The 25,263-nt window shown below is 60.7% G+C and carries 21 protein-coding genes; 14 read left to right on the plus strand and 7 right to left on the minus strand.

What is annotated here, in order from left to right:
- Positions 1-262 precede the first annotated feature (262 nt).
- The 4 genes from DW645_RS07445 to DW645_RS07460 all read right to left on the minus strand — a co-directional run bounded on the left by DW645_RS07445 (position 263) and on the right by DW645_RS07460 (position 5,937).
- A complete protein-coding gene (locus DW645_RS07445) occupies positions 263-2,182 on the minus strand; it encodes an ABC transporter ATP-binding protein (protein WP_118227125.1) in 1,920 nt (639 codons plus the stop codon).
- Positions 2,175-4,019, minus strand: coding sequence for an ABC transporter ATP-binding protein (locus DW645_RS07450; RefSeq protein ID WP_233540744.1), 1,845 nt, complete (start codon positions 4,017-4,019; stop codon positions 2,175-2,177). The genes DW645_RS07445 and DW645_RS07450 overlap by 8 nt, the downstream gene beginning before the upstream one ends.
- Positions 4,012-4,518, minus strand: coding sequence for a MarR family winged helix-turn-helix transcriptional regulator (locus DW645_RS07455; RefSeq protein ID WP_117582977.1), 507 nt, complete (start codon positions 4,516-4,518; stop codon positions 4,012-4,014). Before DW645_RS07455 ends, DW645_RS07450 begins: the two co-directional genes overlap by 8 nt.
- 246 nt (positions 4,519-4,764) lie before the next feature.
- A complete protein-coding gene (locus DW645_RS07460) occupies positions 4,765-5,937 on the minus strand; it encodes a Fic family protein (protein ID WP_118227127.1) in 1,173 nt (390 codons plus the stop codon).
- Positions 5,938-6,158: 221 nt separating this feature from the next.
- Between DW645_RS07460 and DW645_RS07465 the strand changes: the two genes are divergently transcribed.
- Both DW645_RS07465 and DW645_RS07470 read left to right on the plus strand, forming a co-directional pair.
- A complete protein-coding gene (locus tag DW645_RS07465; protein ID WP_117779396.1) occupies positions 6,159-6,983 on the plus strand; it encodes a PfkB family carbohydrate kinase in 825 nt (274 codons plus the stop codon).
- Positions 6,976-7,305 (plus strand): TIGR04076 family protein, encoded by a 330-nt coding sequence (locus DW645_RS07470; RefSeq protein ID WP_199408661.1) that lies wholly within the window; start codon positions 6,976-6,978, stop codon positions 7,303-7,305. The genes DW645_RS07465 and DW645_RS07470 overlap by 8 nt, the downstream gene beginning before the upstream one ends.
- Before the next feature lie 226 nt (positions 7,306-7,531).
- On the opposite strand, the gene DW645_RS07475 is transcribed toward DW645_RS07470, so the two are convergent.
- The 3 genes from DW645_RS07475 to DW645_RS07485 all read right to left on the minus strand — a co-directional run bounded on the left by DW645_RS07475 (position 7,532) and on the right by DW645_RS07485 (position 10,840).
- Entirely contained in the window at positions 7,532-7,978 is a 447-nt protein-coding gene (locus DW645_RS07475) for a low molecular weight protein-tyrosine-phosphatase (protein ID WP_117635561.1), read from the minus strand.
- A 33-nt stretch (positions 7,979-8,011) separates the two neighbouring features.
- Positions 8,012-9,382, minus strand: a complete 1,371-nt coding sequence (locus tag DW645_RS07480; RefSeq protein WP_117635560.1) for an ATP-binding protein — start codon at positions 9,380-9,382, stop codon at positions 8,012-8,014.
- A gap of 195 nt (positions 9,383-9,577) precedes the next feature.
- Positions 9,578-10,840 carry an MFS transporter gene (locus tag DW645_RS07485; protein WP_233539190.1) on the minus strand — a complete coding sequence of 421 codons (1,263 nt, stop codon included), beginning with the start codon at positions 10,838-10,840 and terminating at the stop codon, positions 9,578-9,580.
- A gap of 152 nt (positions 10,841-10,992) precedes the next feature.
- Between DW645_RS07485 and DW645_RS07490 the strand changes: the two genes are divergently transcribed.
- The 12 genes from DW645_RS07490 (at position 10,993) to prfA (ending at position 25,057) form a co-directional block, all read left to right on the plus strand.
- Complete coding sequence (locus tag DW645_RS07490; RefSeq protein WP_158568702.1) at positions 10,993-11,940, plus strand: isopentenyl-diphosphate delta-isomerase; 948 nt, start codon at positions 10,993-10,995, stop codon at positions 11,938-11,940.
- 242 nt (positions 11,941-12,182) lie between these two features.
- A complete protein-coding gene (locus tag DW645_RS07495) occupies positions 12,183-13,640 on the plus strand; it encodes an SLC13 family permease (protein ID WP_199569341.1) in 1,458 nt (485 codons plus the stop codon).
- A 141-nt stretch (positions 13,641-13,781) separates the two neighbouring features.
- A complete protein-coding gene (locus tag DW645_RS07500; RefSeq protein ID WP_118227131.1) occupies positions 13,782-15,269 on the plus strand; it encodes a UbiD family decarboxylase in 1,488 nt (495 codons plus the stop codon).
- A 190-nt stretch (positions 15,270-15,459) separates the two neighbouring features.
- A complete protein-coding gene (locus tag DW645_RS07505; RefSeq protein WP_055252424.1) occupies positions 15,460-16,038 on the plus strand; it encodes a UbiX family flavin prenyltransferase in 579 nt (192 codons plus the stop codon).
- Positions 16,039-16,114: 76 nt separating this feature from the next.
- On the plus strand, positions 16,115-16,999 hold the full coding sequence (locus tag DW645_RS07510) for a MerR family transcriptional regulator (protein ID WP_233540745.1): 885 nt from the start codon (positions 16,115-16,117) through the stop codon (positions 16,997-16,999).
- Positions 17,000-17,194: 195 nt separating this feature from the next.
- Entirely contained in the window at positions 17,195-18,064 is an 870-nt protein-coding gene (locus DW645_RS07515) for a hypothetical protein (protein ID WP_117786765.1), read from the plus strand.
- 79 nt (positions 18,065-18,143) lie between these two features.
- Entirely contained in the window at positions 18,144-19,037 is an 894-nt protein-coding gene (locus DW645_RS07520; protein ID WP_117786764.1) for an aldose 1-epimerase family protein, read from the plus strand.
- Positions 19,038-19,317: 280 nt separating this feature from the next.
- Entirely contained in the window at positions 19,318-20,244 is a 927-nt protein-coding gene (locus DW645_RS07525; protein ID WP_117637677.1) for a transporter substrate-binding domain-containing protein, read from the plus strand.
- 9 nt (positions 20,245-20,253) lie between these two features.
- Positions 20,254-21,402 carry an amino acid ABC transporter permease gene (locus tag DW645_RS07530; RefSeq protein ID WP_118227133.1) on the plus strand — a complete coding sequence of 383 codons (1,149 nt, stop codon included), beginning with the start codon at positions 20,254-20,256 and terminating at the stop codon, positions 21,400-21,402.
- 22 nt (positions 21,403-21,424) lie between these two features.
- Positions 21,425-22,210, plus strand: a complete 786-nt coding sequence (locus DW645_RS07535) for an amino acid ABC transporter ATP-binding protein (protein WP_117776569.1) — start codon at positions 21,425-21,427, stop codon at positions 22,208-22,210.
- A gap of 72 nt (positions 22,211-22,282) precedes the next feature.
- A complete protein-coding gene (locus DW645_RS07540; protein ID WP_117776570.1) occupies positions 22,283-23,698 on the plus strand; it encodes a M20/M25/M40 family metallo-hydrolase in 1,416 nt (471 codons plus the stop codon).
- Between the two features lie 291 nt (positions 23,699-23,989).
- A complete protein-coding gene (gene prfA, locus DW645_RS07545) occupies positions 23,990-25,057 on the plus strand; it encodes a peptide chain release factor 1 (RefSeq protein WP_055252487.1) in 1,068 nt (355 codons plus the stop codon).
- The last annotated feature ends 206 nt before the right edge of the window (positions 25,058-25,263 follow it).

Consider the following 25,263-nt stretch of genomic DNA (forward strand, 5'->3'; position numbering starts at 1 on the left):
ATGTGCGGCGTAGGCCGCTTATTAGCCCGTCCAAGAATTGGGGCGCAGTTCAAAAAGACTAACAAAACGAGGCCCTGGCCAAACGGCCAGGGCCTCACTAACTTTTATTCCGTTCTAAACGACGGGCTGACTGCGCGCAGGAGGGTGCCCCGGGGGCGGCGGGGTATTTCCTCCGCGCGCAGTTTCGCAGCGCAGCGAGAATGTTTGAGCACGGAGGAATTACCCCGCCGCCCCCGGGGCACCCTCCGTGGAACAAACCTGCCTACTCCAGCTCAAACGCACCCGTGTACAGCTGGTAGTAATACCCGCGCTTGGCAATCAGCTCGTCGTGGTTGCCGCGCTCGATGATGCGACCGTGGTCCAGGCAGATAATCGCATCGGAGTTGCGCACGGTGGACAGGCGGTGCGCGATGACAAACGTCGTGCGGCCCTCCATGAGCTTATCCATGCCCACCTGCACGATGGCCTCGGTGCGGGTGTCGATGCTCGACGTGGCCTCGTCCAGAATCATTGCCGGCGGATCGGCGACGGCAGCGCGGGCGATTGAAATCAGCTGGCGCTGGCCCTGCGACAGCTGGGCGCCGTTGCCGGTGAGCATGGTATCGTAGCCGTCAGGCAGGCGGGTGATAAAGTCGTCGGCGCCCGCGAGCTTTGCCGCCGCGATGCACTCCTCGTCGGTGGCGTCCAGGTTGCCGTAGCGGATGTTGTCCATCACGGTGCCGGTGAACAGGTTCACGTCCTGCAGCACGACGCCCAGCGAGCGGCGCAGATCGGCCTTGCGGATCTTGTTGACGTTGATGCCGTCGTAGCGGATCTTGCCGTCGGCGATGTCGTAGAAGCGGTTGATAAGATTGGTGATGGTCGTCTTGCCCGCACCGGTGGCGCCGACAAACGCGACTTTCTGGCCCGGCTTGGCAAACACGGACACGCCGTGCAGCACCTCGTGGTCGGGCGTGTAGCCAAAGTCGACGTTGTCCATGACCAGGTCGCCGCGCAGCGGCACGTACTCGATCTCGCCGGTTGCGCGGTGCGGATGTTTCCACGCCCACATGCCGGTGTGGTGGTCAGCCTCCTCGAGCTGCCAGGTATCGGGGTTGACCTGCGCGTTGACGAGCGTCACATAGCCTTCGTCGGCTTCGGGCTTCTCGTCGATGAGCTCAAAGATGCGGTCGGCGCCGGCGAGGCCCATGACCACGGCGTTGATCTGCTGCGAGATCTGACCGATCTGTCCGCAGAACTGCTTGGTCATGTTGAGGAACGGCACCACGACGGCGATGGACAGCGCCATGCCCGAGATGCTCAGGTTGGGCACGCCCAGCGCCAGGAAAATGCCGCCCGCCAGTGCGACCAGCACGTAGAGCAGGTTGCCCAGGTTCATAAGGATGGGCATGAGGATGTTGGCGTACATGTTGGCCTTCTGCGAGACCTCGAAGAGCTTTTCGTTGCGCTCGTCAAAATCGGCCTCGGCGGCAGACTCGTGGCAGAACGCCTTGACGACCTTCTGGCCGTTCATGACCTCCTCGATATGGCCCTCGACCACGCCGAGCTCGGTCTGCTGCGCAATGAAGAAGCGCGCGGAGTTGGAGCCGAGCAGCTTGGTCATAAAGGTCATAAAGGCGACGCCGGCGATGATGACCAGGCACATCCACACGCTGTAGTACAGCATGATAAAGAACACCGTGACGATGATGATGATCGTCATGAGCAGGTTGGGCAGCGACTGGCTGATCATCTGACGCAGCGTGTCGATGTCGTTGGTGTAGTGGCTCATGATATCGCCGCGCTGGTGCGTGTCGAAGTAGCGGATCGGCAGGTCCTGCATGCGGTTGAACATCATCTCGCGCAGCTTCTCGAGCGAGCCCTGCGTGACGATAGCCATGGCGCGGTTCCAGAAGAGCGAGGACAGGACGCCGACGCCGTAGATGCAGGCGAGGGTGGTCACGAGCTGCAGAATCTTGGGCTGCGCGGCTTCCCAATCGCCCGACTGCCACGATTCGCTAATAATTTGCAGGGCGCTCTGCAGGAAGGTCGCGCCGATGGAGTTGATGATGGCGCAGAGCACCACGCCGGCGACGACAAGGGGCAAAAGCACGGGATAGAAGCCAAAGAGCGTCTTGATGAGGCGCGACATGGTGCCGCCCTTACGGTTGAGCGCGCGCTCGGCGGTCGTTGCCTTACTCATGTGCCTCGCCTCCTTCCTGGGTCTGAGCTTGCGTTGCGGTCATGTCGGTGTTGTCTGCCGCCGTGTTCGCGTCGCCAGAGACGTCGTCGGCGTCTTGCGTACCTTCGGCAGACATCTTGTTTTGCGAGGTAAAGGTCTCGCGGTAGATCTCGCTCGTCTTGAGTAGCTCGTCATGGTTGCCGATCTGCGCGATACGGCCGCCCTCCATGACGATGATGCGGTCTGCGTCCTGCACGGAGCTGATGCGCTGGGCGATGATGAGCTTGGTCGTGTTGGGCAGATAGCTTGCCAGTCCTGCGCGAATCTTAGCGTCGGTCTTGGTGTCGACGGCGCTGGTGGAGTCGTCCAGGATCAAGATCTTGGGGCGACGCAGCAGGGCGCGTGCAATGCACAGGCGCTGCTTCTGACCGCCCGAAACATTAGAGCCGCCCTGTTCGATCCAGGTGTCGTAGCCCTTGGGGAAACCGTCGACAAACTCGTCGGCGCAGGCCAGATGCGCTGCCTCGCGGACTTCCTCGTCGGTGGCGTTCGGGTCGCCCCAACGCAGGTTCTCGGCGATGGTGCCGCTAAACAGCACGTTTTTCTGCAGCACCATGGCGACCTGGTGACGCAGCGCGTCCAGGTCGTAGTCGCGCACGTCCACGCCGCCCACGCGCACAGCGCCTTCGGTGGTGTCGTACAGGCGGGCGATGAGGTTGACGAGCGTGGACTTGGCAGAACCCGTGCCGCCGATGATGCCGATGGTCTCGCCGCTCGTAATGTGCAGGTCGATATCGTCGAGCGCCTGGCGCTTCGCATGTTTGGAATACTTAAAGCTCACGTGGTCAAAGTCGATGGAACCGTCGGCAACCTCGAGCACGGGCTCGGCGGGATCGGCGATCGTGGGCTCGGCGGCCAGCACCTCGGCAATGCGGTGTGCCGATTCGTCGGCCATGGTCACCATGACAAAGATCATCGACAGCTGCATCAGGCTCATGAGAATCTGGAAACCATAGGTAAAGGTCGAGGAGAGCTGGCCCACGTCGAACAGCGTGCCCTGGCTCGTGATGATGAGCTTGGAGCCCAGGTAGATGATGACGACAAACGCGCCGTTGACGCAGATGTTCATCATGGGGTTGTTAAAGGCGAGCAGCTTCTCGGCGCGGGTGAAGTCCATCTGGACATCGCGCGCGGCGGCCGCGAACTTCTCCTTCTCAAAGTCTTCGCGTACGTAGCTCTTAACCACGCGCATGCCGGTGACGTTTTCCTCGACGGACTCGTTAAGGGCATCGTACTTGTGGAACACGCGCGAGAAGATGGGGCGCACCTTAAAGATGATAAAGAACAGCCCAAAGCCCAGCAGCGGAATGATGACCAGGTAGACCATGGCAACGCTGCCGCCCATGATAAATGCCATGGTAAAGGCGAAGATCAATACCAGCGGCGCGCGCACGGCGATACGGATGATCATCATAAAGGCCTGCTGCACGTTGTTGATGTCGGTGGTCAGGCGCGTGACGAGCGAGGAGCTCGAGAACTCATCGATGTTGGCAAAGCTGAACGTCTGGATTTTGTAGAACAGGTCGTGACGCAGGTTCTTGGCGAAGCCGCAGCTCGCATGGCTGCAGGTGACGCCTGCCGCGGCGCCAAAAGCAAGCGATGTCAGCGCGATGAGCACCAAAAGGCCCGCGGTGGGAAGCATCTCGGCTACGGTGGCGCCGTCTTTGACGGCGTCGATCAGGTTGGCGGTGATAAATGGAATCAGCATCTCGCAGAGCACCTCGCCAAGCACGAGCAGCGGCGTGGCAACAGTGACTTTCATATAGTCGCGGATGCTTCCCATGAGGGTTTTAATCATCCAGTTCCTCCCAGGTTACGCGGATTTTATCGAGCATTTCGGCGAGGTCCTCGCGCTCGTCGTGGGTGAGCGCGCTAAAGGCCCGTTCTCTAAAGCGGATGCGGGCCGCCTGGTCGATGCGGGCGTTTTCCCGGCCGGTTTCGGTCAGGCGAATGGTGAGTTGCCGTCGATCCTTGGGGTTACGGCTGCGCTCGATGAGGCCGTTGAGCTCGAGCTTGGACAGGATCTCGGAAAGCGATCCCGGCTTGAGGTCAAAGTGCATGCCGAGCTCCTGCTGCGACATCTCGCCGCCGGGTTGCTTGGCCAGCAGGCAGATGATGGGCGCCTTGCCGGATACGCCTCCGCCATGAAAGTGCATGTAATGGCCGCAGAAGCCAAGCCCGTTAAGGATGCGCTTGGCAAGTGCATCCGATTGCGATTGCGCCTCGGGCGAATCTGCAGGCTCGATGGGGTCGCCGCCCGGCGTATGGGGGCAGAGGTCGATGCATTCGTCGCACATGGTGTTGCTCCTTTCTTTAGTTAGGTAGAGAAATTGTTTTGTACCTAAGTGATTCTAGAGGTACCTAACTGATTGTCAAGGTACCGAATCGATTTTGTGGCAGTGCTGGGGTGCCGGTGCCAGGGGAATCTTGGACAGTCTTCGCAGCGTAGATTCAGCGGGCCACGGCGTATCCCGGAGTTTTCGATAGGTTCATTAAGGGGCGAGACTGGCAGCTGCCGGTCTCGCCCCTTGGCTTTCCGAGACTTAGAGCGGCTCGTCGCCGGTTCGGAGGATGGCGAGATATGGCTCATATGAAAACGTGCGGTATCGTTTCCTGCTCGTATCACGTTGGACAAGAATGCTCCAATCGGTAAATTGGGATATAAGGTTGTTTGCGCTCGATCTGCTAATCTGCATTCGTTCAGACACAAAGGCGGTGTCGACGATCGGATTGCCCTCGAGAAGGTCGAGTAGCATAAGGGCGTTCGTCGTAGCCCTTCCCGCCTTTTCGCGAATCAGCCTTTCGGTTTCCGAATGGAGGTCGACAAGCTTCCGCATCGAATCCCGCGCCTCGCGTGCGCTTGCAAGCAAGCAGGTACTGAAAAACGAAACCCATCCCTCAAAATCGCCTCTCTGCCTTACGCGCATAAGCCAATCGTAGTATTCGCTCCTGTGTCGTTTGAGTTCATACGAGGGGTAGATGACCGGCTTGGTGAGCGCCCCATCATGTATGAGCGAAAGGAGGATGAGCAGACGCCCGAGGCGTCCGTTGCCGTCGAGGAACGGGTGCGCGGTTTCAAACTGGTAGTGCACCAAAGCGGCCTTGATGACTGGATCGATGTCGTCACGCTCGTTGATGAAAAGCTCGAGGTCGCCAAGTGCCTCCTTCATATCCTCCGTGTTGGGAGGGATATACGGGGCCTCATTGAGCGTGCAGCCGTTTGGTCCGACCCAGTTCTGAGTCGTCCTGAACTGGCCCGGCGTCTTGTCGGAGCCTCTGCCATTTCCAAGCAATGTGGCATGGACGGATTTGAGCAGCCTCATACAGAGTGGCAGTTCCTCCATGAGCGTGGTCGCCTGCTGCACCGCTCGAGTGTAGTTGACGACGTCGGTTAGGTCCCGGCTCGCATTGGATTCGTTTGACGGGTCAAGAACATCATCGAACGTACATTGCGTACCCTCGATTTGAGAGGACAAGAGCGCTTCCTTGCGAACGTACATAGAAAGGTACATGTCGATGTTCGGAACAAAGCGAGACATGCCCTCAACCTCGCCGAGTATGGCGCGGCAATCGGAGACAAGCCGCATGGAATCAGCGGATAAATTGATTGGAAAGAATGAATCCATATTGGCGGGTCTAAACGAATCATAGGCGAGGGCTCCTGAAAGGTTGTGCCTGACGTTTCCCTGTCGTCCGGGTGTGATGGGTGCGAGCATCGTTAGTGTCCTAAGAACAAATTTGAGCCAAAACTTGTTCTTAGAATTTTATAGCGCCTTCTAAGGCCAAGTTTCTGCAATAAGAAGCGTCAGAAAAACTCTAAGAACAAAATTACGCCCAAACTTGGTCTTACATCCGAAGGCAAGACTTAGATTGCACTGCGCTACACTTAGTCGCATTATGGCGACATCGCGCCGCGCCCGACCCAAGGGGGACACTCATGAAGAACACTCAGCTGCTGCTGATCAACGATATGTGCGGCTACGGCAAGGTCGCGCTCTCGGCCATGCTGCCGGTACTGTCGCACATGGGCTATCGCATCCACAACCTGCCGACGGCGCTCGTTTCCGATACGCTCAACTATCCCAAGTTCTACATTCACGACACCACGGAGTACGTGCGCCAGAGCCTCGCTATCTGGGAGGAGCTCGGCTTTGAATTTGATGCTATCTCGACCGGCTTTATCGTGACCGAGGAGGAGACGCGCATCATCTCGGACTTTTGCCACCGCCGCGCTCAAAAGGGCACCAGGGTGTTCGTCGATCCCATCATGGGCGATAACGGCAAGCTCTATGCCGGCGTGCCCGAGTCGACCATCGGACTCATGCGCAGCTTGGTCGAGTGCGCCGACTACGCGGTGCCCAACTATACCGAGGCGTGCCTGCTCACCGATACGCCTATCGCCGAAGAGATTACGGCCGATGAGGCCCGCACGCTCGTGGACGCCATGCTCGCGTTGGGCACCAAGTCGGTTGTCATTACGAGTGCGAAGGTCGATGGGGCGAGTGCCGTCATCGGCTACGACCATGTGGCGGGGGAATACTTTGAGATTCCGTTTGAGCTGATCCCGGTGTACTTCCCGGGTACGGGCGATACGTTCTCGGCCGTGCTCATGGGCCGCGTGATGAACGGTTGGAGCCTCCAGCGTGCCACGGCCGATGCCATGCGTGTGGTGGCCGAGCTTATCGAGCGCAATGCCGACCAAGAGGACAAGTCGGCTGGCCTTCCCATCGAGGCCTGCCTGGATGTGATTGACCATGAGTAACGCTGACGAGGGCGGCGCCAAGCCTGCAGGCGAGAGCAAGCCGCTCGGCGCGCCGCGTGGCAAGCGTCCGCGTATCCGCATTAGCTGCGTGGACCAGTTGGGAACGTGCCGCTGCCATCATGGTCACAAGCCAGGCGATGTCTTTGACTTTGACCGAGACCGCGGCAAGATGTGCGCTATGGCCTGCCATGTGGGCTTTCCTTACATTGACATCTTGCGTTACGGCGGAACCGTGCCCGGCAACGAGCCCGGCACGGCAAAGTTCTGCTGCCCCGAGGTCGATACATTGAACGTCTGGCTCGCCGAGATCGTCGACGAGTAGTCGAGCGAGGATTTTCTCCCGCCGAGATAATGAGCGTGGATTTTTCCCGTTTTGGACGCAATTTCGCGCTCAAAGTGGGAGAAAATCCACGCTCGATTTGTATATGGGAATCCCGATCTCGTTTATGCCCGTGCTTAGGCGTTATCGTCGTTGTCCTGCGTGCGAGTAAGGTCAAATTTCTGCATTTCATCCGATTTGTGGCTCTAAAAACTCTGCATTTCATCGATTACAGCTGCTCGAGCATAGCGGTGCAACCGGCGAGCACGTCGCGGTAGGTGGCATCGAAGTTGCCGGTGTACCAGGGATCGGCCACGTCGCCGGGGCGCTCGGTCCAATCGAGCAAGCGCGTAATCTTGCCGTCGGGGTCGTCGTCAAAGATGCGACGCAGACCGCGCGCGTTCTCAGCATCCATATAGACAATGCGATCCCAGTTGCCATACTCCGCGCGCCGCACCTGACGTGCGCGATGTGCGACGACGGGAATCCTGACTTCGCGCAGCTTGGCGACCGTGCCATGATGCGGCGGGTTGCCGATCTCTTCGGTTGAGGTTGCTGCAGAATCGATGACAAACTCGCCCGCGCGTCCAGCGCGGCGCGCTAGCTCGGTAAACACGGACTCAGCCATCGTCGAGCGACAGATATTTCCACAGCAGATAAAAAGAATGCGTTGCATGAGCGGTTTCCTTTCTGGGCGGTCGCGCGGGGCTTACAGGCTGCCCTTGAGACAGTTTGCTCCGATAAAACCCGCTGCGTACAAGGGGAGGTGGCGCAGCTCGCGCCCGTCATCAGTTTCGCTGCGGGCAAAATTGTTCTCGGACAAAATGTAGGCATATGGCGACCGGGCTTTGTCCATAAACGACCCGAGGGTTCTTGCGCGCACGTTGCGTGCGGACTTTACCTCGACGGGCACAATTTCCATACGGTCGGTCTGAAGTAGAAAATCGAGCTCACCGCTCGTCTTCCAAGACGACGGCGGCACCCAATAGTACGTCCGCAAACCATTGCTCGAAAATGCCTGCATGACCGAGTTTTCGGCCAGGGCACCTCGAAAGTCGGAAGACAGTGCTATGGCGGAATCCTCTTTGAGGTCGAGCCAGAGCCGCGGGTTGATACCGAGTTTGTAGAACATGAGGCCCGTATCGAGAAGATAGACCTTAAAGAAACTTCCGTCTTCGTCGTCGAAGGGAACGAGGGGAGGTTCGATGCCTTCGGTCAGGTTGTTGACCGATATGATGGCGGCGCCTTCGAGCCAGTCGAGCGGCTCGATAAGCTTGGCGCGACGGCCTCCGCGTTCGACCTCGGAGTACTTGAATTTCTTTGTGGACGATCTCAGCAACTGGGACGGAATGGAGCGCCATACCTTGCGCGCCGCCACGCCACTGATCCCGTTTTCGGGGTCGGTCATATCGGCGGTGTAGGTCTCGTCGATTTCGCGCTGCTCGACGCGCGCGTCTTCGATGGATAACGTCTTGCGATATGCGTTGACGGCGGCGGGCATGCCGCCTACGACCTGGTATCGATGAAACAGGCTGAGCGCGGCTTGGTGCGCGGCGTAAGCATCGAGCGTGCCGGCGTGGGTGCGAACAGCATCGGCCATCTGCTCCTCATCGAGCGCCCAGAGAAACTCCTCGAACGACATGGGATGCATGGTCTCTTGACGAACGCCGCTGGGAAAAGGCAACTTGCGCTTGCGCGTGGCGACACCGAGTTGGCTGCCGGTCGCGCATATGCGCCAGCCCGAACCCGAGAAAAAGCGAAGCGAGTTGAGCGCCCGTTCGCAGAGCTGCACCTCGTCAAACAGGATGAAGGCGGTTTCCTTGCGAATGGGGGTGCGTTTATAGTCTGAAATTCGCGCCACGATGGTGTCAACGTCGTCGGTGGGACAGTCGAACAGCGGAGCAATCAGTTCAAGATCGGTCTGAAAGTCGAGTTTGACAAACGCATCGCCGGCGATTCGCCTGCCGATTTCCTCGGCAGCGTACGTTTTGCCTACGCGTCGCGCACCACGGATGAGGAGGGGGCGTGAGGCGTCCTTTGTCGCCCATGATTCGATAACGGATTCGATTGATCTGCGCATGGGGCCACCTTTCCGATTTCGTGTACTTCAGATACATAGTTTAGTACGATTTCGTGTACTTAAAATACACGAAATCGTAGAAAAGCGTGTATCTGAAATACACGAAATTGCACTGCCGGAGCTTGCAGGCGGATAAACACTACTAGTATGGGACGGTTTTCACTGGTTGCTCGCCACCTTGGGCTGTGCTCGTCCCTATGCCTGCATCCGGGGCTGTGCTGATTGACGACGGCGCTCCCAGCGGGCGAGCTTGATCGTCACTAGCGCAAGCGCCCAGGCTACGAGCGAGAACGCAGCGCCCACGGCACCCACGTACGCAATGCCAATTCCGTTTACCACGGCGCCGCCCACTGCGGTGCCAAACGAGATACCGACGTTAAACGCCATGGGCTCAACCGAACTCGCGAGCACCATCGACTTGGGATGGCGGCTGCGCGCCACGTCCATAAAGTGTGTGATGCACGACACCGAGAACAGGTACATGAGCATCGCCAAGCTAAAGACAAAGACCAGCGCGAGCGGCATGGTGCCGCCCACAGCAAACAACCCGAGTAACGCCACAGCCTGCAGCACAAACGTCACGAGCAGCGCCTTCATGCCAAAGCGCGCATCAATCCATCCGCCCAGGATGTTCGAGATCAGGCAGAACGCGCCGTAGGCCATGAGCGTGGTGCTGGCTTCGACCGTGCCCATGCCCAGCACCTGCTCCAGATAGGGCGTCACATAGCCGTAAAACACATAGACCGATCCCACGCCAAACAAGAAGATGAGCATGCCGGTGATGATACTCGGTTCGCGCAGCAGACCCGCCTGTTCGCGGAAGGTGGCGGGTTCGTCGGTCTGTCCGGCGCGCGGCATAAACACCACGAGCGCGGCGCAGATCAGAACGGCAAAGGCCAGCGTGCCGTACATGGCAACGTGCCAGTCGAGCGTGTCGGCCACAAACTTGCCGATCGAAGTGACAAAGACCATTGCTACGGAAAACGCACCATATACCACCGAGATGGCAAGCGAAGTTTGCTGCGGGGACAGCAGCTCGGGGATGTACGTCACGCCCACGGCGAGCAGTGCGCCCGAGACGGATCCCAGGACAATGCGCGAGATAAACAGTACCTGGAAGTTGGGCGCCAACGCCATGACCAGATTGCCGAGCACAAAGATAATGCTGTAGCACACGAGCAGCTGGTAACGACGGAAGCGCCCCGTGCTGAGCGCAAGCACCGGCGTCGCGATAGCGTAGACCAATGCAAAAACGCTGATGAGCTGGCCCGCAGTGGCAAGCGATATGCCGAGTTCCGTCGCCAAGTCACTTTCGATGCCGATGACCACGAACTCCGAGCAGCCGAGCGAGAAGCCCAGCAGCACGAGCAGCGCCAGGCAGAGCTTGGTGCGCGCGGGGGAGAGCGCGGCGGCGGTTGACTTACTTTTAGGCGTGGTTGCGGCGGTCAAGGTTGTCACTCCAATGTCGCATGAATAAGCGGGATTCAATCCCTGCAACTCTAACAGAATGTGTCAGGTGCCTGCCCCCCTTTGTCGCAGGCTGCGCTTGCCTGTATAGTCGCAATACAGGCGAAGATGGTCTCAGGTACATCGCGGGCGAAGGGGATCCCATGGGTATGCACACGACAAAGGTTGCAGTGGGCGAGGGCAAGTTTGCGCTCGAGGCCCAGCTGACGGTGACACCGCGAGGCATGGCGGTGTACGCCTGCTCGCCGGAGTTCGCGCACCTGGGCGCCACGGCGCAGGCCATTCCGCGCCCCGAGCCCGGCCGCACGGCGACAGTGAGCATCCTGGCTGTTCCGTGCCATCGAGACGAAATTCCGGCGCACGATATCGCGGCGGCGCTGGCCACGCGCTTTGGCGTGCCGGTCGTTGCGAGCACGGGCTTTCATGTTGAACAGGCGAGCGGGGGCGACCTGCAGCGCGTGCTCGACACCACCAAGGAGCTCATCGCCGCGCTCGAGGAGGCCGCAGCCCGCATTCTGCGCGCCGGCTGGGATGAGGGCGGCGCGGGCGCCGAGGTCGTGGCGGTCAATGCCGCGACCGGCGAGACGCTTAGCCCCGTCGACCGCATCGATGCCCATGCCGGTGAGGGCATTCTGCATCAGGCATTTCTGACGCTTCTGGTCGAGGGCCAGGGCGAAGACGCACGCCTGCTGCTCTGTCGTCGCAGTCCGCTCAAACGCCTGTGGGGCGGGGTGCTGGCCGATAGCTGTGCCGGCCATCCGCTCCCCGGGGAGGACGTTGTCGCCGCGACGGCGCGCCGCATCAACGAAGAGCTCGGCATCACGCGCGCACCCGACCAGCTCAAACACCTCGGTCACGTGACCTACCGCGAGGACCACGGCGACGGCCGCTGCGAGTGCGAATGGTGCGAGGTCTACCTTGCCCATGTTGAGCCGGGCGAGCTGCATATCAACCAAGAGGAGATCTCGGAAGTGCGCCGCGTGGCCCCGTCCGAGCTTAAAGGCTACCTGCAGGGTCACCCCGAGCAGCTGGCCCCCTGGCTCCGCGAGGCTCTGGAGGTTCCCTCCATCCGCGCAGCCCTCGCTATGTGAAAAAAGACAGTCCCTTTGCCACATCCAAACCGTCACAACATTTGATGAAAATCTCGAAAACGAGGAAAAGCGTCGAATGTTGTGACGCTTTTTGTCCAGAGGATCGCTTCTCATCCAAAAATCCCGCTTGACTGTATTGCCACAACACAGCGCAACGTAAGGGGTGTCCGATAACGGGCGCCCCTTTTTAAGTGGCAACGTGGCCGCGAATCCGGAGCGCCCCCAACAAGAAAGGTGGGGAGATGGAAGCGGAAAAGAAGGCGTTTAAGATCACCAAGCGCGAAATTGGCTTTGTGCTGGGTATCGTTGTCTTTTTGCTGGTGAAGTTTCTTCCTTTGGCGGAGCTGAGCTCGACGGTCGAGCTTACGGTCGGCGGTCAGACCTGTCTGGCGTTGACGCTCGCCACGGTGGTGTTCTGGGCGTGTGGCGTGGCACAGCCGGGCTTTGTGGGCCTGCTCTATTGCGCGCTGCTCGTTCTGTTCAAGGTGTGCGTGGACGACACGGGTGCCGCGAGCATCTCGGCGACGGTCGCCTCCACGTTTAGCTCGTGGACCAAAGCCACCATGTGGCTCGTCATCGGCGCCTACCTCATCGCCAGCGCGGTCAAGGAGTCGGGCCTGGGCGAGCGCATCGCCTATGCGTTTATGCTCAAGTTCGTGCGCGATGCCAAGTCGCTCATCATCTCAATCTTCGCGCTCACCTTTGTGCTGTCGCTGCTGATCCCGCATCCGTTCCCCCGCGCCTTCCTCATCCTCGCCGTCGTCTCGGTCATCGCCGAGTCCGCCGGCTACGGTGACGACGACCGCGGCAAGCTCGGCTTCCTCGTGTTTGCCGCTGCCGCCCCGGGCTCCATGTTCTTCCTGACGGGCGACTCCACGCTCAACCCGCTCGTTGCGCAGTACAGCGCCGAGGCCGGCGGCATGAGCCCGTCCTTTGTCGACTGGTTCCTGTGCATGAGCGTGCCTATGCTGGTCGCGCTGCTGTGCACCCTGTTCCTGGGCCTCTTCCTCTTTAAGCCCAGCAAGGAGCTCGTCTACGATCGCGAGCAGATCGTGGCCAAGCAGGCCGCGCTCGGCAAGCTCTCCGTCAAGGAGATTCGCACCATCGTGTGGCTTGTCATCGCCATTGCGCTGTGGCTCACCGTCTCGGGCGATTACATCGGCTGGGTCACCCTGGCCATCGGCGTCTCTCTTGCCATGCCCATCATCGGCGAGGTCCTCACCCCCGCCAGCTGGAATGCCGTCGACATCAAGTCCCTCATGTTCCTGACGGCCGCCATGGCCGTGGGCTCCGTGGGCGGTGCCACCGGTATGAACGCCTGGATCGCCGATGTTGTGCTTCCCAGCTCCGTGCCCGAGAACATCTTCCTGTTCGCCCTGCTTGTCGCCGCGCTTTCCATGATCATCCACATGTTCATGGGCTCGGTCATGGCCGTGCTCGGCGTGTGCGTGCCGGCGTTCATCAGCTTTGCGGCCGGCTCCAGCGTGAGCCCGCTCGCCGTGGCGCTCATCGTCTTCACGTCCATCAACATCCACTACATCCTGCCGTTCCATAACCTGCCGATCCTTATCGGCGAGGGCAAGGACGCTGGCGGCTACACCTCCAAAGAGGCTATGCGCATGGGCATTCCCCTCACTGCGGTCGTCTTTATCGTCGTGCTGGTCGAGGCCGCCTGGTTCCACCTCTTTGGCCTGATGTAAGCAGTCGAGTGCTTGGCTGTAATTAGCCGAGTGCTTGAACTGCGAGTGCCCGAGCGCCCCATCTATGAGCGCTGCGGCCCCATTACGTTACCAAGCCGGCGGCACTCCCGCCGCCGGACACTCTCCCGAAAGGAGCACGCTATGTCCACTACCGATGCTTCCCAGATCCACGATCTGCGCTCCGCGCTCGACTTTTTGCGCGAGATGCCGGGCCAGCTGCTCGAGACCGACACCCAGGTCGACGCGGACGCCGAGGTCTCGGGCGTCTATCGTCGCGTCGGTGCCGGCGGCACCGTTATGCGTCCGACCAAAGAGGGTCCGGCGATGGTCTTCAACAACGTCAAGGGCTTTGACGATGCCAAGGTCTGCATCGGCATGCTTGCCAGCCGCAAGCGCGTTGCCGCCCTGCTCGACCTCGACGAGGAGCACCTGGGCCTCGAGATCGGCAAGCGCTTCGAGAACCTGATCGCGCCCGAGCAGATCGCCGAGGGTGCGCACGTCGACTGCCAAGAGGTCGTGTACAAGGCGACCGACGAGGGCTTTGACCTGCGCAAGATCGTTCCCGCTCCCACCAACACGCCCGTCGACGGCGGCCCCTACATCACCATGGGCCTCGCTTATGGCACGAGCCCCGACGGCTCCCAGTCCGACGTGACCATCCACCGCTTCTCCTGCGTCGACAAGGACAAGCTCGCCATGTGGATCACTCCGGGCAGCCGTCACCTTGGCGCGTTCTTTGACGAGTACTGCCAGCGCGGCGAAGACATGCCCATCTCCATCTCCATCGGTCTGGACCCCGCCGTGTACATGTGCTGTGGCTTCGAGGCGCCAACCACGCCGCTCGGCTTTAACGAGCTGCAGATCGCCGGCGCCCTGCGCGGCCACGCCGTCGAGCTTGCCGACTGCGTCACCGTTCCGCAGAAGTGCATCGCCAATGCCGAGTACGTGCTCGAGGGCTACCTCATGCACGACGAGACCATCAACGAGGACGTCAACGGCCACGGCTACGCCATGCCCGAGTTCCCCGGCTACACCGGCGGCGCCAAGGTCTGCCCGGTGATCAAGATCACCGCCGTCACCACGCGTGTCAACCCCATTATGGAGAGCTGCATCGGCCCTTCGCACGAGCACGTGTCCATGGCCGGTATCCCCACCGAGGCTTCCATCTACAAGATGGTCGAGACCGCTATCCCGAGCCGCCTGCTCAACGTCCACGCTGCACCCTGCGGCGGCGGCAAGTTCGTTGCCATCATGCAGTTTAAGAAGTCGAGCAAAAATGACGAGGGCCGTCAGCGCAACGCCGCCATGCTCGCCTTCTCGGCATTCTCCGAGCTCAAGCATGTGATCTTGGTTGACGAGGATGTCGACATCTTTGATATGAGCGACGTGATGTGGGCCATGACCACGCGCTTCCAGGCCGACGTCGACCTCATCACCATCCCCGGCTGCCACTGCCACGTGCTCGACCCGTCCAACGACCCTGCGTTCGACCCCACGATTCGCGAGCACGGCATCGCCTGCAAGGCCATCTTCGACTGCACGGTTCCGTTCGACCTCAAGAAGAATTTCATTCGCTCGCAGTTCATGGAGATCGACACAGACAAGTGGGCCAAGGAGATTGCTTTCTAAGGTTCCGGCGTTCTACCGAACGTCGGACCACTCGACGCTGCGCCCGCGCCTGGCGGGCAATCTGCCCCTCAACTGCGAAGGCATGGGCATAAGCCCTATGCCTTCTTGTTTCGGGGCACCTTGCCTCGCCAGACGCGCGCTCGCTGACATTGCCCGACCTATAGCTGCCATTTTGTTGTTAGGAGTTGTCATGCCTGAGTCTTCTGTCCGTCCCCGTCGCATTGTCGTTGGCGTGTCTGGCGCCAGCGGTGCCGCGCTGGGCCTTGAGTGCCTCAAATGCCTGCGTCAGGCCGGTGCCGAGTCGGCGCTTGTCGTCACGCGCGGGGGAGAGATCACCATCGAGCAGGAGCTCGGCATGACGCTCGACGAGTTTGCCACGCATGCCGATGTGGTCTACGACAACAAGAACATCGGCGCCGCCATCGCAAGCGGCACCTATCCGGTCGACGGCATGATCGTGGCCCCGTGCTCCATGAAGACGCTCGCCGGCATCGCGAGCGGCTACAGCGACAATCTGTTGCTGCGTGCGGCCGACGTGCAGATGAAAGAGCAGCGCCGCCTGGTGCTCATGGTGCGCGAGACGCCCTTCAGCGCCATTCATGTCGACAACATGGCGCGCCTGGCGCGCGTACCGGGCGTCATGCTCATGCCGCCCATGCTCACGTTTTACAACGGCCCCGCCACGCTCGATGACGCGGTGCATCACATCGCCGCCAAGGCGCTCGAGGCCGTCGGCGTGTCATGTGCAAACTATAAGCGCTGGTCATAGGCGTCTTTAGGGTAGGATACGAGGAGTGTTTGAGCCCGCTGCCCCTGTGGGCGGCGGGCTTTTCGCGTCAAAGGATGTGTCGGGAGGATCTATGCAGACGGGCATGTATGCGATTAGCGAGATGGCGAGCTTGTTCAATGTTTCGCGCCAAACGCTCATCTACTACGACAAGATCGGTCTGTTTAAGCCCGCCGTGGTGAACGAAAAGGGCTACCGTTTCTATTCGCCCACGCAGATCCCGCTCATGCGTCTGATCTGCATGCTGCGCGACCTAGGGCTCGAACTCGACGAGATTGACCGCCTGACCTCGACGTTCGACATTGGCGAGATGACCGATCACCTGCGCTCGCGGGTGCAAGCGCTCGATGAACAGATCGCCGGCCTCAAAGCCGAGCGCGCGAGCGTGCAGGAGCGCCTGAACTTTTACGACGAGGCGGTTTACTGGCGCGAGCGCGAGGGCAGGCCGGAGCTCAAGCAGTTTGAGCGTCGCTACGTGGTCTTTGAGGAGTTTCCAGGCGATATCGAGCGCGGCCGCTCGATGCTTCACCCCACGCTCATGCGGGCCATCCTGCGCATGCGTGCGTTGACGGGCACGCGCCCTATGCGCGGCTGGGGTGCCATGCTGCGTCGTGAGGCGCTGCATTCCGACGACCCTATCGCCGGCGCGGGCTCCTTTGCCGTGCTGCCGCGCGGTGCCGAGGAACTGCTGCCGAGCGATCCCGCCGAGCTGGCAGAGATCGGCATCGAAGTGCTGCCCGAGGGCACATACCTGTGCATGAGCCGCTGGGGTATGCCGTACGAGCCCGAGGGCATCCGCGCCATCGTTGCCTGCATGGACGAGCACGCGCTCCAGCCCGTTGGCAACGCTTTCGACTTTTGCTACCTCGATACCACGAGCTACGACGAGTCCCACCAAGAGGACTTTTGCTGCATCCAAATCCCTGTTACCCTCCAGATGTGACAAAGGGACAGTCCCTTTGTCACATTCGTGGTGTGGCTGCTGCCCAAACCGTCACAACATTTGATGAAAATCTCGAAAACGAGGAAAAGCGTCGAATGTTGTGACGCTTTTCCTGTCTGTGCCGGCGAGCTCCCGTGCCATCTGGGGGTATAAGGCTGGCAAGTGTTTATTTGCGAGGCTTAAGGGGCGCCCCGTATGGATATCGATAACTTTGAATGGTGGTATAGCGAGGGCGAGGCTCCGGACGAGGAGTGGGACGAGCCCGCGCCGCGTGACGTGTCGAGCGACGAGGACGAGGCCGGCAACGATGCTGCTGTCGAGCCTGACGCCGCCTCCGATGCCGCCGAGCCCCTGACCTTTGAGCAGGCTTGGGCCCAAGCCGAGGCCGATGAAGCTAAGGTCGATGCCACGGCCACACTCGGTGAGCCGGCGGACATGTCCATCTCGCCGGCCAAGATCCCGCAGCCGCGCCATAACATCGACCCCGGCAGTACGGCATCCTTCAGCATTCTCGACGTGCCCTCGCAGGGTGCCCAAGCACCCGCGCCCACACGTCGCCCCGACCTGGCTCGCGAGGAGGACGCGGGCCGTCGCTCTCCGCTCGGCCCCATCCTCATCGCCTTCATGGCCGGCGTTATCGCATGCTCGGTAATTGGAAACGTCTGGAGCCATGTTGAACAACAACGAAAAGACGCCGCCAAGGTCGAGATGTCCGTCGAACAATCGCTCAGCCGCACGCGCTCGGTGCATGTATCGGTCGAGGTCAAGGACGGCGCGACGTGGGACACCGCGCGCGGCGACAGCCAGATGCTCGTCCATATCGTGGGTCGCACGCTCAAGGGGCAAGCGATCGACGAGTACCAATACGTCAATTCCGAAGGTGACGGCATCGAGCTCAAGCCCGGCGACTACGAGCTCACGGTCGATGAGCCGCCCGTCGCCACCGACGGCACGCGTTACCGTGCCTCAAAGCGCATGGTTCCGGTGAGTTTTAATTCACAGGCGCCCGATACGGTCGATAGCACGCCGCAGGGCGGGTTTGACCTTTACGCTATTGCTCAATAACTGCACCTGTCGCTCAACCCCGCCGCCAAGAGTGGGACAATAGCCCTCGACACCGTTGTTTACTATTGGAGGAAGTAGCATGTCCACCGTCACTACCATCAAGCGCGGCGGCCTCACCGCGGCCATCGATTCCATGGGCGCCCAGCTCACGAGCCTTGCCCTCAACGGCAACGAGTATCTGTGGCAGGGCGACCCGGCCTTTTGGGGCAAGCATGCGCCTATCCTGTTCCCCATCGTGGGATCGCTGCGCAACAACATGGCGACATCTGCGGCCGGCACCTGCGAGATGCCGCGCCATGGACTCGCTCGCATCGTCGAGCACAAGTTGGTCGAGGTTTCGGAGGACGGCTCCTCGGTAACGTACGAGATCACTGACACGCCCGAGTCGCTCAAGGCGTTCCCGTTCCACTTTAAGCTCAACATGACCTATGCCCTGACCGGCGACGCCACGCTCACGCAGACCTTTGCCGTCACCAACACCGGCGACGTGGCCCTGCCGTTCTCGGTGGGCGGTCATCCTGCATTCAACGTGCCCGCCCCCGGTGCCGAAGACGAGGCGTTCGAGGATTACGAGCTGGCGTTTACCGAGGCTTGGACTAACGAGGCCCCCATCATCACGCCCGACGGTCTTATGACGTTCGAGGGCAGCTACAAGGCTCCCGATAACTCGGACGTGCTGCTCATCACGCACCGCAGCTTCGATAACGATGCCATCATGTTCACCGATGTCCCGGGTTCCACGCTCACGCTGCGCGGCCGCAAGTCGGGCCACGGCGTCAAGATCGACTTTGAGGGCTTTAAGTACATCGGCGTGTGGTCTGCCGCCAACGACGCCCCGTTTGTGGCGCTCGAGCCCTGGACCGGTCATACCACCATGGACACCGAGGACGACGTCTTTGAGCACAAGGTCAACACCATTACCTTGGCACCGGGTGAGACGGACGTTCGCAGCTTTAGCGTTACCCTGCTCTAGAGGTTCCGCCGTTCTAACGAACGACGGACCGGTCGACGCTGCGCGCCACCCAGAGCGACAATTTGTCATTCAAAAGGCAAGGCATGACCAGAAGGTCTATGCCTTGCCTTTTTCATGCCAACTTGTTCGCTCTGGGTGGCGCCCGCTGGCATTGCCAAAACATCGACGCTCCCAATGACTACCGTGCGTCTATTAATTTTTCGAGCTTGTGCTGCGCTGCTGGTCGCTGGCGTATATCCTGTTAAGTCGTCAGCATACGATTCAACAGGGAAGGCAGATTATGCATTCTCCCCATCAACGCGACGCGCATCCACAGCCGGTATGCAGCCGTCGCATCTTTTTGGGTAGCGCTCTCGCTGCGAGCGCTTCTGTCGTCGCCGGCGCACTTGCCGGCTGCCAGCGTCCCTCCACGCTGGAAGTAGTTCAGTCCACGACGGGCGGCGGTCGCGACGACCTGTCCGATTCTGTGATCGGCAAGGATAAGATCCGCATTGGCATGGAGGCGGCCTACGCCCCGTACAACTGGCAGGTTTCCGAGGCCAGCGAGTTCACGATCCCCATCGATAACGTGCAGGGAGCCTACGCCGATGGCTACGACGTGCAGATCGCCAAGATCGTCTGCAAGGCTCTCGGCGGCGAGCCCGTTGCCGTCAAGCAGAGCTTCTCGGGCCTTATCGACTCGCTCAACAACGGCCAGATTGACCTCATCATCGCCGGCATGAGCGCCACGCCCGAGCGCGAGGAGTCCGTCGGCTTTTCCGACCCGTACTTCATTGGCTACTTTGGCCTGTTCGTAAAAGAGGGCTCGCCCTACCAAAACGCCACCAAGCTCAGCGACTTCAGCGGTGCCACGGTGCTCGGCCAAAAGGACACGATGCTCGATACCGTCATCGACGAGATTCCGGGCGTTGTGCACAAGAACCCGGTCGATTCGGTCCCCACGGTGTTCTCGAATCTGCTGCAGGGCACGTGCGACGCCGTGACCTACAACACTGAGAACGAAAAGGGCTATATGGCCCAAAATCCCGGTATCGTCCCCATCCACTTTGCCGAGGGCGAGGGCTTTAAGCAGGAGGTCACGGCGAATGTCGGTTGCCGCAAGGGATCGGACAAACTGCTTAAGCTCATCGACAAGACACTCAAGGGCATCAGCCAGGAGGAGCGCGACCAGATGTGGGACGCGTGCCTCGACCGTCAGCCGGCATAGGGAGGCAGCATGAAAGGCATCAATCGTCTGGCCTCCTTTATCAAGGCCGACCACCGTTATGTGTACCTGGGCACGAGCGTTATCGCGGCGCTCGGCTTGGCGTTTAGTCAGCGCAACCCCACGCCGCTGAGCTTCTTGGCGCCCACGGGTGTGTTCCAGGACTGCCTCTGGGCGATTCTGTGGGCTTGGATTGTCGTATCGGCGGCAGCGCTCGTCACCAAGCTCATGCATTGGAATGACTATCGCCAAAAGTCGCCGTTTGCATCCGAGCGTTGCCGTCGCGGCGCGCGCCTGGGCAGCTATGTCGTGGTTGCCATCGCGGCGATCTTCTTCATCGACCGCTGCGTCATGTCGTTTATCGACCTGGTACAGGTGAGCATTGTCTCGGACTCCAACCCCAGCGACTTTTTGTCGAGCCTGGTCTACATGACCTACAAGAGCGGCGACTTCTTCATTCGCGGTATCGAGATCACCATCGCGCTTGCCACCTTCGGCACGGTCATCGCCTTTTTCCTGGCACTGCTCTTTGTGTTCCTGCGTATTCAGACGTTTGACCGCGTGGATAACGACCTGGTGCGCTTCTTTAAGAGTATCGGCCGCGGCTTTGCGACCGTCTACTCCACCATCGTGCGCGGCACGCCCATGATGGTCCAGGGCCTGCTCATCTATTACGCGGGCTTCACCGTTTTGCGCGGTATGGGCTTCGAGACCGCCCAGGCCAACCAGATTTGGAGCACCTTCACCGCCGGCCTCGTCACCATCTCGCTCAACTCCACCGCCTACATGATGGAGGTCCTGCGCGGCGGCATCGAGTCCATCGATTCCGGCCAGGCCGAGGCAGCGCGCTCGCTGGGTCTGTCGCAGTGGCAGGCCATGCGCAAAGTCGTGTTCCCCCAGGGCATTAAAAACGCGATTCCGGCGCTCACCAACGAGCTCATCATCAACATCAAGGACTCGTCGGTGCTTTCGGTCATCGGCGTGTTCGACCTCATGTACGCCACCACCACCGTCGCCGGCGTGTACTACCGCCAGATGGAGGTCTACTGCGTGGCGCTCGTGGTCTACCTGATCCTGACGCTTGTGGCGAGCCGCCTGCTCGAGGCCTTTGGCAAAAAGCTCGGCGCCGAGGCTCCGGCCACACTGCCCAGCTCCAACTAGGCGCAAGACGAGGAGAATCATCATGGCAGATACCACTACCACCGGCGCTGTGACCGCTGCACAAACTAAAGAGCCGCTTATCCGCGTCGAGGGTCTGCGCAAGAGCTTCGGCTCGCTCGAGGTACTCAAGGGCATCGACCTGTCCGTTAATCCCGGCGAGGTCGTCACCATCATCGGCGCCTCGGGCTCGGGTAAGTCGACCTTCCTGCGCTGCCTCAACCTGCTCGAGACCCCGGACGCGGGCCATATCTGGTTCCATGGCCAGGACCTCACGGCCGAGCGCTGCAATATCAACAAGCTGCGCGAGGACATCGGCATGGTGTTCCAGGGCTTCAACCTATTCAACAACATGGATGTGCTCGACAACTGCACGCTCGCGCCCGTCACGCTCAAAAAGATGAGCAAGACCGAGGCCGAGAAAGTCGCGATGGAGCATCTGACGAGCGTGGGGCTCGAAAAGTTCGCGCACGCCGCCGTGGGCCGCCTGTCCGGTGGTCAAAAACAGCGCGTGGCCATCGCCCGTGCCCTGTGCATGAATCCGCAGATCATGCTGTTCGACGAGCCGACCTCCGCACTCGACCCCGAGATCGTGGGAGAGGTGCTCGAGGTCATGCGCAAGCTCGCTGCCGATGGCATGACCATGGTCGTCGTCACGCACGAGATGGCCTTTGCCCGCACGGTGTCCGATCGCGTGGTCTTTATGGACAAGGGCGTGGTGCTCGAGGACGCCGCGCCGGCCGAGCTCTTCGGCAATCCCAAGCACCAGCGCACTCGCGAGTTCCTCTCGCGTTATCTCGAGGACAAATAACCGACCGCAAACGCTTATGTAGCAGGGCCGCTCCGGTGGGGCGGCCCTCGTCATCACAATCGAAAGGATGTCATGGCCGAGGTTTGGCGCTTCTTTGCGCATGAGGATGATTTTGCCGATTTGGACGAAGCTGGCGCGAGCGAGCGCTTGGGTCGCGTGCTGTCGTTTCCGACCATCTCGAGCATGGATGCCGAGGCGGTGGACTGGCAGCCGTTCGACGACCTGCGCGCCTATATGCAGCAGGCCTGGCCGCGCGTGTTCGCGGCGGGCGAGGTCGAGCTCATCGACCATTCGCTATTGGTGACGCTTGCCGGCTCCGACCTCGCTCTCAAGCCCGTTATGCTCATGGGCCACATGGACGTGGTCCCCGTGGTGCCGGGTACCGAGGCCGATTGGACGCACGCCCCCTTTAGCGGGCACGTGGACGATACCTACATCTGGGGCCGCGGCGCGATCGACATGAAGGACCAGGTCGCAGGCATTCTCGAAGCGGTCGAGTATGCGCTGGCGCACGGTTGGCAGCACGAGCGCACACTGCTCCTGGCCTTTGGCCAGGACGAGGAGACGACGCAGTACGGCGCAGGCGCCATCGGCCGCGCGCTCGAGGAGCGCGGCGTTGAGCTCGAGTACCTGATCGACGAGGGCGACTACCGCATCGTTCCGGCTGCCGAGTACAGTGCGGGCGAGGGTTGGCTTATGCACGCCGACCTGGCTGAGAAAGGTTATGCCGACATTGTGCTCAAGACAAAGAGCGCGGGTGGACATTCTTCCAATCCCTACGGCGGCACGTCGCTCGAGGTGTTGAGCCGTGCCACCACCGCAATCTGCGATATCGAGTGGCCGACGCGCGTGACCGACTTGCTTGCCGCCCAGCTCGTCGAGCTGGGGCTCTACACGGCCGATGAAATTGCCGCCAACGGCGGCGCCATTGTCCGCGATTGCCTCGCCAGCAAGAAGCTCTATCCGCTGGTGACGACCACCTGCGCGCCCACGCAGATCGAGGGCGGCAGTGCCGGTGCCAACGTAATGCCGCAGGATATGTGGGTCAACATTAACTTCCGCATGCTCGAAGGCACGAGCGTGGCCGATGTTGTGGCGCGCTGCCGTGAGGCAACTGCCGCGGCGGACCTTGCCGGTCGTGTCGAAGTGGAGCTGGGCCCCGGCAGCTCCGAGCCCTCGCCGTCCCCGCGTATCGGTGGTCCCGGCCTCGAGGCGGTTCGCTCCATCGCCGCCCGCTATTTCCGCGATCCAAAGGGGACGGAGGAAAACGGATCATCCGAGCCGTTGGCGATTGTCCCCTCGACCGTGATCGGCGCGACCGACGCTGCCAACTACCAGCACATTTGCTCCGAATGCATTCGTTTTTCGGCGTTTGTGGTCGACGATGACGAGTGCGACCGCGGCGTCCACGGCACCAACGAGCGCATCACCCGCCGCGCCTACCTCCAGGGTGTTCGCTTCCTCATCGCCCTGCTTCAAACGCTCTAGAATGTGACAAAGCGACGCTTCCTTTGTTAGCCGTTGGGGATGTTCTTAAACGACTAGCCGTTAAGGAACGTCCCCAACGGCTACGTCCACTCATTCCGTGCGGGTTATATGCAGGTTTGCCTGCGCACGCTATCATGTATGGGTTAGACCGCAACTATGTACCCCATACGCGAAGGGATGCGCATGTATCTGAAGATCGACATGTTCTAGCTGGGCTTACCCCCGCAGTGGCGCCGTGCGCCCCATCAGCTCTGCCGATTTTCACCTTCACGCATATAAAGGAGTCCCGCCATGCGCGACAAGCTCGAAAAGATTATCAAGGCCTACGAGGAACTCGAGAAGAAGCTTTCCGACCCGGCCGTCGCCTCCGATATCAAGGAGTTCACGCGTCTCAACAAGGAGTACGCGCACCAGTCCGACCTCATTGCCGCCTCGCGCGAGTACATCGGCGCGCTCGATGACATCGAGGCTGCCAAGGAAATGCTGCACGATACCACCGATGCCGATGAGAAGGAGATGCTCCAGATGGACATCTCCGAAAACGAGGCCAAGCTTCCCCAGCTCGAGGAAGACATTAAGTACATGCTCATCCCGAGCGACCCCAACGACGACAAGAACACCATCGTCGAGATTCGCTCCGCCGCCGGTGGCGACGAGGCGGCTATCTTTGCCGGCGATCTGTACAAGATGTATCAGCGCTTCTGCGAGTCGCGCGGCTGGAAGACCACCGTGCTCGACTCCAGCCCCAGCGAGGCCGGCGGCTTTAAGTCCATCGAGTTCAAGGTCGAGGGCGACCGCGTCTACTCCGTCATGAAGTTCGAGTCCGGCGTGCACCGCGTCCAGCGCGTTCCCAAGACCGAGTCCCAGGGCCGTATCCAGACCTCCACGGCGACCGTCGCCGTACTTCCCGAAGCCGAGGAGATCGACGTCCAGATCAACCAGTCCGACCTGCGCATCGACACCTACTGCGCCTCCGGTCCTGGCGGTCAGTGCGTTAACACCACTTATTCCGCCGTGCGCATCACCCACCTGCCCACCAACACCGTGGTGCAGTCGCAGGAACAGCGCTCCCAGATCCAGAACCGCGAAGTCTGCATGCAGATGCTGCGCGCCCGTCTGTACGAGATGGAGCTCGAGAAGCAGCAGGCAGAGCTCGGTGCCGAGCGCCAGAGCCAGATCGGCCACGGCAACCGTTCCGAGAAGATCCGTACCTACAACCAGCCCCAGGACCGCGTGACCGATCACCGCATCGGTTTCAACTCCACCTACAATGGCGTCCTCCTGGGCGACCAGCTCGGCACCGTCATCGAGGCGCTCGCCGCCGCCGAGCGTGCCGAGAAGCTGGCACAGGCTGTGTAGTGGGTTACGCGGTTTTGCCAAACCGCGTAACGGCTCGACGCTGCAAACGCCCCTAAGCGGCAATCTGACGTTCAATTTCAAGGGCGCGACCAGAAGGTCAGCGCCCTTTCATTTCACGTCACCTTGCTCGCTTAGGGGCGTTTTCGCTGACTTATGCTCAACCTGCGGCGCCTTAGAGGTGGTCATTGGGGACGTTCTTAAATGAC

Source organism: Collinsella sp. AM23-17 (assembly GCF_003470945.1).
GTDB lineage: Bacteria > Actinomycetota > Coriobacteriia > Coriobacteriales > Coriobacteriaceae > Collinsella > Collinsella aerofaciens_O.

What these genes read in the sequence shown, in the direction of transcription:
- DW645_RS07535 (WP_117776569.1), top strand. Translation starts at nt 21,425, where the DNA reads ATGGCAGATACCACTACCACCGGCGCTGTGACCGCTGCACAAACTAAA.
- DW645_RS07530 (WP_118227133.1), top strand. Translation starts at nt 20,254, where the DNA reads ATGAAAGGCATCAATCGTCTGGCCTCCTTTATCAAGGCCGACCACCGT.
- DW645_RS07460 (WP_118227127.1), bottom strand. Translation starts at nt 5,937, where the DNA reads ATGCTCGCACCCATCACACCCGGACGACAGGGAAACGTCAGGCACAAC.
- DW645_RS07540 (WP_117776570.1), top strand. Translation starts at nt 22,283, where the DNA reads ATGGCCGAGGTTTGGCGCTTCTTTGCGCATGAGGATGATTTTGCCGAT.
- DW645_RS07515 (WP_117786765.1), top strand. Translation starts at nt 17,195, where the DNA reads ATGGATATCGATAACTTTGAATGGTGGTATAGCGAGGGCGAGGCTCCG.
- prfA (WP_055252487.1), top strand. Translation starts at nt 23,990, where the DNA reads ATGCGCGACAAGCTCGAAAAGATTATCAAGGCCTACGAGGAACTCGAG.
- DW645_RS07465 (WP_117779396.1), top strand. Translation starts at nt 6,159, where the DNA reads ATGAAGAACACTCAGCTGCTGCTGATCAACGATATGTGCGGCTACGGC.
- DW645_RS07475 (WP_117635561.1), bottom strand. Translation starts at nt 7,978, where the DNA reads ATGCAACGCATTCTTTTTATCTGCTGTGGAAATATCTGTCGCTCGACG.
- DW645_RS07505 (WP_055252424.1), top strand. Translation starts at nt 15,460, where the DNA reads ATGCCTGAGTCTTCTGTCCGTCCCCGTCGCATTGTCGTTGGCGTGTCT.
- DW645_RS07495 (WP_199569341.1), top strand. Translation starts at nt 12,183, where the DNA reads ATGGAAGCGGAAAAGAAGGCGTTTAAGATCACCAAGCGCGAAATTGGC.
- DW645_RS07500 (WP_118227131.1), top strand. Translation starts at nt 13,782, where the DNA reads ATGTCCACTACCGATGCTTCCCAGATCCACGATCTGCGCTCCGCGCTC.
- DW645_RS07455 (WP_117582977.1), bottom strand. Translation starts at nt 4,518, where the DNA reads ATGTGCGACGAATGCATCGACCTCTGCCCCCATACGCCGGGCGGCGAC.
- DW645_RS07470 (WP_199408661.1), top strand. Translation starts at nt 6,976, where the DNA reads ATGAGTAACGCTGACGAGGGCGGCGCCAAGCCTGCAGGCGAGAGCAAG.
- DW645_RS07445 (WP_118227125.1), bottom strand. Translation starts at nt 2,182, where the DNA reads ATGAGTAAGGCAACGACCGCCGAGCGCGCGCTCAACCGTAAGGGCGGC.
- DW645_RS07450 (WP_233540744.1), bottom strand. Translation starts at nt 4,019, where the DNA reads ATGATTAAAACCCTCATGGGAAGCATCCGCGACTATATGAAAGTCACT.
- DW645_RS07520 (WP_117786764.1), top strand. Translation starts at nt 18,144, where the DNA reads ATGTCCACCGTCACTACCATCAAGCGCGGCGGCCTCACCGCGGCCATC.
- DW645_RS07480 (WP_117635560.1), bottom strand. Translation starts at nt 9,382, where the DNA reads ATGCGCAGATCAATCGAATCCGTTATCGAATCATGGGCGACAAAGGAC.
- DW645_RS07490 (WP_158568702.1), top strand. Translation starts at nt 10,993, where the DNA reads ATGGGTATGCACACGACAAAGGTTGCAGTGGGCGAGGGCAAGTTTGCG.
- DW645_RS07525 (WP_117637677.1), top strand. Translation starts at nt 19,318, where the DNA reads ATGCATTCTCCCCATCAACGCGACGCGCATCCACAGCCGGTATGCAGC.